We start from the raw sequence: 14,297 nt of genomic DNA on the forward strand, positions 1-14,297 counted from the left end.
ATACTCCAATATTGTCACAACTGTCAATGTTGTCATTATTCTAATTAAATAACTTTTTTAAAATAAAAAGCCATAATATTTTAATATTTAGTTTTTCTTACTATTTCTTTAGCAAGTTCATCTTGAGATTTTTTAATCATTTTTTCTACTTCTTTTAATATATCCCTATTCATAGTACCTTGTACACTAACTAATGGAGCATTGTAATTAAATTGATTTTGATTAGATTGCTGAGGTTGATAACTACGACCTCTAGGTACTGAATAATTGCTATATTCACCAACACCTAATTTATCTTGAATATCTAACATATCCTCCATTACTTTTTTAGCAATTTCAAGGTTACCAACTAATTCACTTTTTATAATAGCCCCTGTAGCTCCTAATCCATCACCATACTTATCAGCAAAATCAAGCAATGTTTGTTGTAAATCATGAACCTCACCATTTATATCTGTAAATAATCCTGTATTTAATGCTTCTTTGATTAATCTAGCTAATTCTTCTTTAGTATACTTATTATCCAAATCTTCTTTAGCTTTATCTGCTTCATCTTGTAGTCTATCACTTTCATCATCATACATATCATTTACATCTTTATCAATCTGGTCTTGAACTAAATCTTCTAATGCTCTCTTAGCCTCTTCTAATTCTTTTCTTAATTCCTGTACTTTCTTTTGCCCTGATAGTGAGCTATCTCTTTCAGCAATATCTAATTTCTTTTGAAGTTCCTCTATTTCTTTTGATTTATCATCATAATCACGCTGATAATCAGCTTTATCTCTAGCTTTATTGTAGGCTTCTTTTTCTTTATTAAGTGCATCAAGACGTTTTTTAAGCTCATCGTCTATTTGTTTTTTACGTTCTTCAATTTGCTTTTCATAAACTTTAGTTATCTCATCTTCTATTTCTTTAGTAGTTTCTAACTTTTCTTTTAATGCTGCTTTAATTGTAGCATCTAACTTAGCCATTTCTTTTTCAGCATCAGGAATTTTATCCATCATTAAATCCAAATAGGCATCAGCTAATTCTTTTGCTTCATCAAAGTTATCATTACTTTGGAATAACTTGTCTAGTTGTTGAATGTAGTTAGTTATTGTACCATCATCTCTAAATTGAAATCCAAAACCTTGAAGTTTACCCTTTATTTCATTTTGACTTTGTTTCATGTAAGCCGTAGTTTCACTCATTTCTTTTTTCTGTTTTTCTAATAAATCTAGTTTTTGTTGAAGTAAATCATTTTTTTCAACTCCAAAAGCACTACCCATCAGTACATCTAATAATTCAAGCTGATTATTAACTTCTTCAACATCTCTATTCATAGATGTCCATTCAGATTCTTTGTGTAGCTTCCAAGCCTCATTTCTTAAATCTCGCTCTGCTTTTTCTATATCTTTTGTAGCATTTACTACTTCTTGTTTTTCTTCAACTACTTTTGGTAGTTCAGTAAACATGATATCTAAATATTCATCACGATATTTCTTAGTTTCATCCCAAGCCTTTTTAGCATCTTCATATTTCTTCTTAGTCTTATCAGATGCTTTCTCTTTATTTGCCTCTGCTTCAAGTTTAGCTAATTCTTTTTCCTTTTTTATAGCTAACTCTTCATAATTTGTCATGTTTCCATCAGAATTAAATTTGAAACCTTTGTCACTCAATACCTTTTTAAATCTATTTGCTTCATCTTTTGTAAGAGCTTCTTTTCTATTTAAAAGTCTTTCCTGCTCTTTATATAGTTCATTTTGCTTTTTAAGATAATTAAGTTTCTGCTCATTAGTAGCATTTTTCATCTGCTTATCTAGCAATGATAGTTCATTTGTTACTTTTGAAAGTTGATTCTCTAATTCTTTAAATAACTCTATTTCATATTTTATAATGGCATCAAAATTTTTATCTATTGGAGTGTCTTGAGTTAATGTTTTAAGAGCCTTTATTGGTGCTGCGGCTCTTGATACTGCTCTTGAAAATAGAGATGGCTTTGTTACGGGAGTTTCGTCACTTATTGGTGCTGGTTCTGACGTTCTAGGTTGAGATGATAAATTAGTTGGAATTGGTTGTGGGGTTTCTGTAGAATTTATAGATTGTACACTTTTCCTATCACTATTTCCTCCACCAAGCCCAGCATTATGAGCAAGGTCAACAAGTCCACTTGTTACTTTTGAAATTATACTAACATGACCTATAATATTGAAGCTTTTGTCGCTTATCTTTTTATTCTCAGTTTGGTTGATTTTATTATTTGCGTCAGTTGCATCTGCTTTTAATTTAGCCCATTTAGGACTTAGTGTTTTTTTATCAACACTATCTATCCCAGCAATAGCTCCTTCTACCGCTGCAATTACTTCAACTTGTTTATCAGGAGGCAATTTATCTATTTCTTCAACTAATGAATCAATATCTCCATTTGCAAGAGATTTTATTATGTTTATTTTTACATCTTTATTTAAATCTAAAGCATTTAATTTCTCAACCTCATCTAATGCTTCTGGATTATTTACTATAAGGTTGGCTATAATATCTTTATTATCAGGAAAGTCATCATAGAGACTTTGAATTAAATATAACTTATCTGGATTATTCAATATAAAATTTAAAACTTTATCTTTTTGCTCTTCTGGTGTAGTATTATATAAATCAATTGCACTTCTTAATTTGTCTGCATTTTCAACAGCAAAATTAATAACAGCAGTTTTAGTATCTTCGGGAGTCTTACTATATAATTCTTGAAATTCTTCTAATTTATTTGGATTGTTAATTACAAATTCCGCAAATACTTGTTTTTTCTCTTTTGTATCTAAACTAGTATAGACTTCTTTTAGCTCATCAAAGTTTTCTAAATTATTTATATTGATATCATAGTCCATTGCCATTGTAGGATTATTTTTAATCCATTCAACTACAGCTTGATAATCTTTTAATCCTTTTAAACTATCTACATTATCAACTATAAATTTATTTGTAAATGTTGAACTTGTAGGGAGATTTTTTATTGTATCTAAAAATACTCCTACCTGTTCTATATTCACACCTGAAGATTCAAGTTTTAATTTAACTTCGTCCCTACCATCAAGTTGTGTAATTGAATCTAATTGTTTTTTAAAGTCTCTATTTTCTACCTGTAGTTTAATTTCTTTTGTAACAGGAGTATTTAATATATGGTCAACTACATCATTAGCTTCTTTTGCTTTTGATTTTAAAGGATTTTTATTGCTTGAAGATTGTCCTATAGCTTTTTCAGTAGAATCTTTCGCATCTTCGACAGGGTCTTTTTTATCTTTGTCGCCCTTTATTTCTTTTAGTTTATTTTGAATCCACTCAATAGTATCAGATGCTAAATCCTTAACCTCTATAGTAAAAATTTTATTTGCTATTTTAGAAGAACTAATAGTTTTAATATCATCTTTAGCTTTTTCTATTTCGGCAATTACTTCTACTCTTTTATCTGGTGGTAGGCTTTCAATGGCTTTACCTAGAGCGTCTATATCCCCTTCTGTTAACGCTTTATAGATGTCAATTCTTACTTCTTTACTCATAGGAATTTTATCTAATGAGGTTATTAAATCTTGTATCCCAAAGTTATTTTCATTTTTATTTAAATATATTTCAGTTATTTTCTCTTTTGGAATATGTTCTAATGCATCTTTTAAACTTGTAGCATTATATAAAGCATCTTTCCCATCAGCTAATAGGTATGTCTTTAGTTCTGGTGGTATTTTATTATATATTTCTGAGATTTGTACAGCCTTTTCTAGTCCAACACCATCTGTTTCTAAACTAGTTCTAAGCTTAGATGGTATCTTCTTATATTTAGAAGTTAACTCTAATACCTTTTTGCCGCCCTCATCTGCACCCTTTTGTTCTATGATAGTATTTATTTCTTTTGGAAATCTATCATACATTTGTTTTAATGAATCAGCTTCTTGTAATGTTGTGGTAGGATTTGCTTGAATTATTGTAATAACCTTTTTTGGCACTTCTTCATACTTTTGTTTTAAACTATCTATTATTTGATTTACATTAGCTTGACCTGAATCATCACTTAAAAGTATTTCTGGGGTTATGGTAAACGTACCTTTTCCAAATTTGTTATCTAAGTCATTTTGAAGTTTAGTTATATCTGGGTCACCGGTTTGTAACTCCATTAAAACATCCATTGTGAACTTCAATACATCAGTGGAACTTGCCCCTGTTCCCAATAAAGAGTCTATCATGCCTTTAACTTGGCTAGGAACTTCCTTAGTATTTTTAATGTCAGTTAATATATTTGCATCAACTTTTACATCTCCAGTTATTGTTGTTGTATCTAAGATGTTTTGTATGCTATCAAATTGATTTTGAAGTTGCATTGCAAATTCATCGCCATTGGCTAAATCTAATTTTGTCTTACCAAACTTCGCTAATAATGTATTTATTGATGTCATATCTTTAATACCATTAGGATTAACTTGACCAAATAAATTCTCCCATATATTAGCATCTGTATTAGTTGCTTTAGCTATGCTCTTAGCTGTTTTATCTATTGTTTTATTATATTTTTCTATATCTTGCGTTCTAGCAAATTCTTCATTGGCATCTTTAAGAGTTTTAGATAAATCTCCTACATCAACTTTTCCACTTCTAACTGCAGTAAGTAATTTATTAACTGCTTGTTCTGTGTCTACTAAAGTATCTGGTGTAACCTCACTAAAATCAAATAAGCTTTCAAGTCCAGCAAAATTAGACTTATCATTTCCTTCTAATCCACTGTAAAGAGTTTTATTCTTAATGTTAGAGAAAATTCCATCGCCTATTTCTTTTGAATAGCCTTGAATCTTATTAACTTGATTTTTATACATCTCATCATATTTGAAATATATCTTCTCTTCTTCTGCTTTTGCTGACATTAATTCATTTCTAGCTTTATCTCTTGCTCTGCCAGTTGAATTATTATATTTTTCTATTGCTTTTTCTTGTCTCTTTTTATTCTTTTCAACTTCTGCTGTATAATCTTCTTCTATTTTTACAAGCTTACCATTTTCACTTTCTCTCATTCTTTCTTCTAAAGTTTTATTTGGATTTTTACTTGGAGAATTTAATTTTTTAGCAGCAGTTTCTGCATTATCATGTTTATCATAGGACATCAATCTTTCTTTTGCATTAATAGCTCTATCTATTTCAGCAATTAAATCAGTGACCTGACCTTTTAAAATAGGTATGCCATTTTCATCTGTTCCTATAACTGAATCTGGTTTTATTTTTCCAATCTGTTGTTTTAGTTCATTTAATCTATTATTATCTTCTTTAGACTTATTTTCTTTTTTAGATAAATTATCATATTCTTCTGCAAGTGCTTGTAATTGAACTTTTTGGCTTTCATATGAATTAATTTGTTGTTTTGAAGTTTGTATATTTTTCTTTCTAGCTTGATATGCATTTTCTTCTCTGTTTGCATAATTTTCCATCGCTTGAGCCAACAAAGTTACTCCTGCAAATGCAGCAGTTAATACTAAAGAATTTCCGACTGTAGTTGCTATACCTTTACCAAAATTTACAATACTACTTCCTGCAAATGCTTTACCAATATTACCAAGCCCATCACTTATTGTATCCTTTCTACTCTTTGAAACGACATGTAGTTTTTGATTGTATTTTTGATAAGCTTTTTCATACTCTTTAATTACTTTCGTCTCTTTAGATACTGCTTTTCCTAAACTATCAGTTGTAGAGGTATATTTTCCTACAACACCCTTTCTACTTTTTATAGTATTATTGACAATTTGGTTTGATTTTGCGTTCATATTTGATGCATTAGTATTTCTATTTATAGCACTTGTGTATTGATTAGTAAATTTTGTAGCTCTTTCAAAGTCTTTAAATTTAACAGATTTTCTATTGTTTTGAAAGGCACTAAATATACTTCCACCTAAATTCGTGATTGGTTTACCAGTGCCTAATGCTTTAATTGTCATAAATAAAGATGATAAACCTGCTAGGGCTACAGGAAGTGAAACATGCATTTTATCTGCTGCTTTAGTTATACCATTTAAAATTCCAGTAATACCAGATAATCCATCTAAACTACTCTTAAACATATCCGTCGATATAGTATCTGTAACTAATTGTTTAAGACTTTCTTTTAACTTTATAATCTTTCCTTCTGCTGAATTTATAAATCTCTCATTTTCAGCAGAAGCAGAGCCTAGCACTTCTCCACTAAGCCATGAACTTTGGAATTTTTTTACCTGATTCCAATTATCCATGATAGCCATGAAAGTATTTATGTGGTTTTTGCCTGAAATACTTTCAGCAATACCACTTTTTTGATTTTTAGTTAAGGCATCTTCTCCAACACTATGCCACTTTTCTGCCAACTCATCTAAAATTGACATCATATCTCTTACCTGACCAGTTTGTTTATCTAATACATTTATTTTAGCTGTTTCTTGTAAAGTTTTTGCTGTTTTATTAAGTGAAATTTCTCCTGTGGAGGCGGAAGCCTTGATACCACTCATGTTTATCTTTTATACCCTCTGTTTCCAGATATTTAAAAGGGAATAGACTATACCATTATCTTTAATAAGATACCCATTGGTAGTCGTTGCGACCTTTCCATACTCATAAGAACTTAGGACTATGTCTCAGGATTATCCAATCTTTAATCTTGTTACCATACCATTGTAATTAGCAATGCCACATTTTGATTTCTCTAATGCTTGGTAATTAAAGCTCTAAGGACTTTCCCTGATATTCTAGGTTCAATTATACATCTCTGTATAAAAGGGCTATTTTATTAACCAATTGTTTTGAGTGCTGTACCTACTTTTTCCAATTTGTTACCCTATAGGCTTTTTATCCCATAGTTCTTATACTTCTTATTTGTATAAGTTCAGCATATATTTTCATCTTCAACGTTACTTGTTAAGATGGAGGACACTCGTGGGAAAATTATATTCTATACTATTTTGAACATAAAAATAGCATAGGCTCATTTCCTATGCGTTACAGTGATTAAAGTTTTTTAATTCTTCAATTTACCTCGGTGTTAACATCTCAGCCTTCACCGATTTTGCCCCCTCATAATATTAATTATTTCTAATTAACACGCCAAAAATTTAGCATTTTGTACAGATTCATTTCCTCCAATTATCAATGCAACAGAATCTTCCATTGAAACACCTGCTGATGATAACATACTCGCACTTCTCTGTAATGCAGCTCCGACCGATGCCTTCAATTAGGTTCGTTAATCCTAATCAGTTCTCTTATGAACTTCTTTATATCTCTATAAAGACGAGACTATATCTTCATCCTTTAAGGATGCTCCCCATTTCGATTCACTTGAATCTACATAATAGTCGTTGAACCTTCTCCTATACGGAGCTTGGATGCTGATTGTCCAATCCAACTAATTTTTAAACATTCACATTTATCGTTTCCAATTATGTTGTAGTTTAGTTAGCTCTAAGGAGTTCCCAGCAATTAAAGGAGTTTTTAACTATATATTACTATATAGTGCGACTAAAATTAATCGCCAGTTGTTATTGCAAAATTATTCTTTTATACCCTCGATTTCTCGATATTTAAAAGGGAATAGACTATACCATCACCCATTTAGGATGCTCATTGGTAGTCGTTGAGAGCTTACCATATTCTTTTTTGAACTTAGGTCTATCTCTGCTGATTGTCCAATCCTTAATATTTTCAGATGATGTATAAGTTTCCAAATACACTTACTAATTAAGGCTCTAAGGAGTTTCCAGCATATTCTGAGTTCAATTATATATTTCTATATAAAGGGGCTATTTTATTAACCTGCATAATTCGATAAATCAAGAAACTTTGTAAGATTATCATAATCTTTACTCATTCCTTTGATTTGAACTCTAGTATCTTTAATTGGTTTTAATGCTTTTGTCATTCCACCATAAGCGGACATAACACTAGTTAAATACTTATCGGCAGTTTCTTGATCTAAATCACCAACATTTGCAAAAACTGCTGATTGTTTAGCTATCTTCAAACTGTCTGATACGGATTTTACACCAGTCTGTAGAGCTTTAGATGCACCCTGAATTATATCCTCTGATGCTCTAGCTGTATCTTTCCCTATTGAGATTGCTGAATTTTTTACATTCTTTAATTGTTCACTTGTCCCTTCAAAGTTATCAGGTGCTACTTTCATCATATCTCTTAAAGCACTATCTAATTCAATAATGGTTGTTTTAATGTTTCTTACACCATTTGTAATAGACATACCTATCATATTACCTAGAGTGTAAGTTCTCATCGAGCCATATAAATCACTAAAGAAACCACTTGTTGTTTTTACACTAGTTCCTAATCCTGTGAAATTAGATTTCATATTGCTTAATCTATTTTTTATTGCATCTAATTCCTTTACTTTTTGACCTAGAGGCATCCCGTTTAATTGCATTAATTCTTTTTCAAGTTTATCAATTCCAGCAGTTGATTGACCCAATTCTAAACATTTTTGTCTAAGCCTATTCAAATCTGAAATTACTTTAGAAAGATTCATATTAAATTTAACATCTAGCTTAGTATTTTTAATAGCACCTTCTACTTCTTTAACCTTGTTTTTCATTGATTCTAAACCAGTAATTGCGGCGGTCATTCCACTACTATTCATATTTCTAAAATCTAAACTTTGTATTTTTTTTAAATCATTTAACATGGCATTTAGCTGAGAAGAATTAGCATACTTAGAATTTGATAGTTTGGCTATTCTTGATTCTAATTGAGCTGCGTCTTTTTGAAGTGTTTTAAATTGAGCCGACATACTATTATTTATATTGGGAAGTTTAAATTTAGAAATTCCATTTTGAACAGCTTGTACATCAGATAGTAATTTTGACATACTCTCGAATTTCAATCCCTTTAATTCTGTACTAGATAATTTAGTCAATTTTGAGGACAACTTGTCTAGCTCATCCAATTGAGCATTATTTAAAAGCTTATTCTGTCTAAGTTTACTAATCTGATTTTGCATTTTTTCTATATCAGCTTGAGCCTTTTGAAAAGTTGTTGCTAAAGACCTCTGCATATTATCAAATGCACTATCATTAACTTGAGTTTTCCCTTTTAGATTATCTAATGCAGAACCTAGATTAGAGATTTGATTAATAGTTCTGGTTAATTGTCCATTTAATTCTGTATATGACTGGACATTCGTAGTCTTAGACATTTGTTTTTCAATTGTATTTTTCTTATTAATTAATTTCTGATAATCGTATAGTAAACTATTTACTCCTAAGCTAGAACCTTTACTGGATTTACCTCCAAATAAGTTATTTTGAGTCTTTGCACTTAAAGCGTTGATTTTAGTTAAAACACTTTCTAATTGTTTCAAATTATTTAGAGAAGACGTGTTCATTTCTACATTTAATTTTATATTATTTTCTTTTGCAGATGTCTGTAATGATGCTAATTGTTGCTTAGCCTTTTTGTCATCAAGTTCAATACTGGTCTTAATTTTAAACTCTTCTGCCATTTAACCAACTCCTTTTTCAATACATAAAAAAAGACAGTTAATATACTGTCTTAATATTTTTATTTAATTTTCTCCAATAATAATTTTTTCTTTTCATTAAATTCTTCTTCTGTTAATATTTCTTGCTCTTTCAAACTCTGTAATTCTTTTAATGCATTTGAAATTTTAGATATATCCTCCTCATCATCTTTTTTTATATTATTATTGCTTTCTATTTTAGCATTTTTAAATTTAGTTGCTTCATTCTCTACAACTAGTTTAAATCTTTCCATTTCTTTTATTTTTTCTTGAATATCTGCATTATTTATATTTTTGTATTGTGGGATATAAAATATTTCATAACTATTAAGCTCAAATGTTAAAGTTAAATATATTTTTTCTACAAAAGTATACTTATCATAAGTTGGAACTACGGATATTATTCTCATCTTATTCTTCTCACTAACTTGCATATTGAATTTAATACTTATTAAATCTTCTATATTTTTTTTAGATGCTGTTTTAAATCCAGCATGAATAATGGATATTTTTCCATTATTACTCAATATAACACTATCACTATTTGAATTACCAAAAGTCTTACATTTAGCCATTGAAATATTTTTTTGTATCGCCTGTTCTACTTTTGTTTTTTCTCTATTTCTTTCCGCTATTCTTTTTAATCTTGCTTCTTTTTCTTTAGCATTATTTACAAAAGTTGATACAAAAAAATAAATAATCATATATCCCACACCCAACCCTATTAAAATAAAATGACCTAAATATTCTTCCAAAATATTTCCCCCCCCTATACTCTGATATTTTAATTATATCAAGTCTAAAGGAAAATTTATACTACAAAAGGAAATAGAAGCCAAAACTCCTATTTCCATAAAATCATTTACTCAAATATTTATCTATATCTTCTTTATTAGCCTCTTCTATGTAGTCTATCATACATATTGGAATATCTCTACTCTTAGAAACATCTCCAATTTCTTCTACTCTTATCTTCTCATTTCTTACACTTTTTAATATTCCAATAAATCCATAATACTCCTGGTCATATATAGCATATATTTTGCCTATCTCAACCATAATTCCTTTTATGTAATCATTATTTATCATAAATCTTTTAAGCACTTTATTATTTTCTTTCAATATCTTATTCACAAAATATATCTGACCTTTTCCAGTTACAATAGGTGTTTGTCTAATTACAGTATTTCCATCTTTATCTATACCAGTACTTTCAGAAATCTCTAATACCTTCAAGTCCATTGACTTCTGAGTTGGAGAATTATGGTCAGCTCTTTTCTTTTTAATCAAATATTCATTATTTCTCATCCACTCAAATAATCTATTCTGTCCTATATCTACACCATTCTGATTCAATATCTTAGATAGTTGAGCAATTAGTATTGAGCTTGATGAACACTCTATTGCATTAGCTAATTCAAGCTTAGGTTTATTTTTCTCTTGCTCTACTCTTAATTTCTCTTTAGTAGCTCTTTCTCTTTTAAGTTCTGTAAGTAATTGTATTGTCCAGTCTGGGTCATTGATTGCCTTCTCTAGTGCTTCATTGGTCATATAAGTTCCATGTTTTCTTATTGATGGAAGAACTTCATCAAATACCCAACGTTCAAATTTTTCAGCACTTGGTAATTCGCTATTTGTAATTAATCTATACACATCACCTTCTGGTATTATATTCACTTCCAAAGTTTTAGTTTTACTTTGTGGGTGAGGTATTCCCTGTTTTAGGGTATACCTACAATGTCTTTCAATTGCATTATTTGGCTTTGCATATCCAAGAGCTTTTGCTATATCTGTTGCAACAAAATACAGTTTACCGTCAATTTCAACTGTTCTTATTTCTCCAAACAATTCATTTTTAAAACTTATCATTTTTCTTTCATCTTCTCTATTAATTATTTCCATAATTAATACCTCCTTATAAGTTGTATTTTTTATAAGAAATTGATATAATCATGTTAGTTATGTTGATGATTATATCAACCAGAGATTCCATTTACTCGCCAAAGTTTTTATGGAGTCTCTTTTTATATTCTTTAAGTTGCTTTCAATGCAACTCTTATTTACATAATAGTTACTTTAAAGCAACTTGTCAATATATTTCACAATAAAATTTATTTAAAAGCAACTTCTAGTTTATTTATACACAACTTAATGTTATAATAAATATATATGGAGGTGTTGTAATTGGCTACATTTGGAGAAAAACTAAAAGAATTAAGAACTGAAAAAAAATTAACTCAACAAGAACTAGCAACTATATTAAATATAAATAAAAGTTCAATAAGTCGCTACGAAAAAGACCAACAGATACCAGAAATTAAACTACTTGAAACAATGGCAGATTATTTTGATGTAAGTTTAGATTATTTATTAGGTAGGAATGATATTACATTTGGAGATATACTAAAGAAATTACGACTTAAATCAAAATTAAATCAATCTGAATTGGGTAAGAGAGTTGGTGTTTGTGAAAGCGTGATAGATATGTATGAACAGGGCAGAGGAATTGCTGAACCATCTATACTAATAAAGTTAGCTGAATATTTTAATGTGAATACAGACTATCTTCTAGGTTTCGCTGAAACTAGTTATTCAGTTAATGCAAATTATGATATAGTTGATAAAAATAAAGACATTGAATCTTTCGAAGACATAAATAAATTGTTAGAAAATACTGATTGTAATGATGAGGTCAAAGAAGTTCTTAAAAAATATATACAACTAGATGAAATGGATAGAAAAGCTATAGAGAGAATGATAGATAATGCATATGAACGATTAAAAGAGGAGGATTAATGTATACCTCTTTTTTTTGTAATGTAGTAGTCCAATGTTGAAATCTCAACATGCGTCCACTGTGGACGCCCCTTTTACATTATCCTTATATTTTTCTAAAGTTGCTAACTACAACTTTAAAATTGATTTACTTTTTTACACTTCATAACTATAAGGGTGTCCATTTCGTTCACCCCTTTATAATCTGACCATGTCCCCATTTTGGGAATGTGCTATATTTTTTTAATACTTATTTATAATTTTTTAAAAGATATATAGTGAAATAACATTATAATTTCAATGCATGTACATAATAGACACATTTTTATTTTCCACAATGGAAAATTATTGTGCTAAGAGGCGTTGTCAATTTGGTACCCCCTCAATCCTATCACACTCAAAGTAGTGACCACTCAAACATTAAAATAAGCTCTTATGGTGGCTAAACACCAAACAAAATGTTCCTTTCAGGAACACTTGTTGAAATTCCAACACTTTCAGTATAAAAAATCAACCTCTTATATTCGATCATAAGCAATCAAGGTATAAACACAAGCAATCATTTTCGCAAAGCCTTAAAAACGCATATATGAGGTCACATTTTTCCAATAAAAAAAGATACCTCCTCACAGAAAGTATCTTTTAAAATTTCATTATTAATAAATTTAAGGCACCTATCGATCTAAACCATGTATAATATTAACTTTTTTCTTTTTGTTTCTCTGATAATGCCTTAATCTTTGCAAATTCACTATTTGATTTTATTATATTTTCTAAAGCCCTATAATTTGATAGAAAGTCATCTGTCTTAGTATTATTACTATCAGAATAATCTACATAACTTCCACTTGGTTCAGTTGCAAAACTATAAAAATTTGTATATGAATTATAAAACTTATCTATTGTTTCTAACATAGTTTTTAAATCATCGCTACCTTCAGGAATATTTTTTAATGTACTATATATTTTTAAAAGCTCATCATCATATGTTTTAGCTTGTGCTATTTCACCACTTTTATCTGCCATTGCTGAAAAAATAGCAGCATCAATATCAGAGCCATGTTTATCATCATAAATATTTTCTTTCCAATATGTCTGAATAGTATCAGAAATATCTTCTAAATTAGCTCCTGCTACATAACTTTTCTCTTGAAAATCTATAATAGTCATCATATATTTTTCTCTTGCCTCTTGTTGTTTTTTTTCTTTAATACTATTATTAGCAAAAATTCCCACTATGACTACCAATATTATACCAGCAAAAATATAAATATATTTTTTATTTATAGGTGCTTTTTTACCTTTTACTTCTTTTTCATCCACACCTTTACCACACTTGGAACAAAAAAGTTGTCCTTCTAATAACTTTTCTCCACATGATGTACAAAATTTAGTACTATCATTTTCCTGCGATACTTTGTTTTCATCTTCACTCATATAAAATCCCCCCCTATAATATCCGTTATAAGCTTACAGTAATTTTACTGTCCCTCAAAGCCTATTCTACCAACACTATAATTATAGCAGGAAAGATGTAGAATTACCTCTATTAATTGTATATATTTGTAAAATCAAGTATTCAAATCATATGCTTTAATTAATTATGATTGTCATACCTCTGTCATCATTAAAATAGCTAACTTATGTTAAAATAATTTCAAATCAATCCTTATTAGTTTATAATAAGTATATAATATAAACTGGAGGTATCTTATGAAAAAGAAATTCTTATCTGATTTATCATTGATGATTTCAGTGATATCAATGATATTAGTAATTTTGGAATTATTAAATATAATTAAAATACCATTAACAATTATAACATTATTATTCATAACTCTATTAAGTATAATGACATGGATAAATTATAAAAATAATAAAAAAATACAAATGTCTATTGGAATTTTAATACTTATCATCTTTATTATTTTTATAATTCATAATTTACTTTTTAATAATCTGTAAAAATATTATATCTTTTAAATAAAAAAGACAATCTTAATTGACTGTCTCTATT

General features: G+C 28.9%; 8 protein-coding genes. 2 read left to right on the forward strand and 6 right to left on the reverse strand.

The annotated features are described in order from the left end of the window. Positions 1 to 80: 80 nt before the first annotated feature. The 5 genes from ACTG45_RS20740 to ACTG45_RS20760 all read right to left on the reverse strand — a co-directional run bounded on the left by ACTG45_RS20740 (position 81) and on the right by ACTG45_RS20760 (position 11,407). On the reverse strand, positions 81 to 6,491 hold the full coding sequence (locus ACTG45_RS20740) for a rhoptry family protein (RefSeq protein ID WP_479920323.1): 6,411 nt from the start codon (positions 6,489 to 6,491) through the stop codon (positions 81 to 83). 584 nt (positions 6,492 to 7,075) lie between these two features. After that, entirely contained in the window at positions 7,076 to 7,213 is a 138-nt protein-coding gene (locus ACTG45_RS20745; protein ID WP_479920324.1) for a hypothetical protein, read from the reverse strand. A 573-nt stretch (positions 7,214 to 7,786) separates the two neighbouring features. Beyond that, positions 7,787 to 9,487: a phage tail tape measure protein gene (locus ACTG45_RS20750; RefSeq protein WP_479920325.1), complete on the reverse strand. Its 1,701-nt coding sequence runs from the start codon at positions 9,485 to 9,487 to the stop codon at positions 7,787 to 7,789. Between the two features lie 59 nt (positions 9,488 to 9,546). Continuing rightward, positions 9,547 to 10,260, reverse strand: coding sequence for a hypothetical protein (locus ACTG45_RS20755; RefSeq protein WP_479920326.1), 714 nt, complete (start codon positions 10,258 to 10,260; stop codon positions 9,547 to 9,549). 103 nt (positions 10,261 to 10,363) lie between these two features. After that, a complete protein-coding gene (locus ACTG45_RS20760; protein WP_479920327.1) occupies positions 10,364 to 11,407 on the reverse strand; it encodes a phage antirepressor in 1,044 nt (347 codons plus the stop codon). Positions 11,408 to 11,689: 282 nt separating this feature from the next. Between ACTG45_RS20760 and ACTG45_RS20765 the strand changes: the two genes are divergently transcribed. Beyond that, entirely contained in the window at positions 11,690 to 12,301 is a 612-nt protein-coding gene (locus tag ACTG45_RS20765; RefSeq protein ID WP_479920328.1) for a helix-turn-helix transcriptional regulator, read from the forward strand. A 678-nt stretch (positions 12,302 to 12,979) separates the two neighbouring features. Here the strand turns inward: ACTG45_RS20765 and ACTG45_RS20770 are convergent. Beyond that, positions 12,980 to 13,717, reverse strand: coding sequence for a zinc ribbon domain-containing protein (locus tag ACTG45_RS20770; RefSeq protein ID WP_021383139.1), 738 nt, complete (start codon positions 13,715 to 13,717; stop codon positions 12,980 to 12,982). Between the two features lie 276 nt (positions 13,718 to 13,993). Here ACTG45_RS20770 and ACTG45_RS20775 point away from each other — a divergent pair, with 276 nt between their 5' ends. Continuing rightward, complete coding sequence (locus ACTG45_RS20775) at positions 13,994 to 14,245, forward strand: hypothetical protein (RefSeq protein WP_479920329.1); 252 nt, start codon at positions 13,994 to 13,996, stop codon at positions 14,243 to 14,245. Positions 14,246 to 14,297 lie beyond the last annotated feature (52 nt).

This window comes from Clostridioides sp. LIBA-7602 (assembly GCF_056688945.1).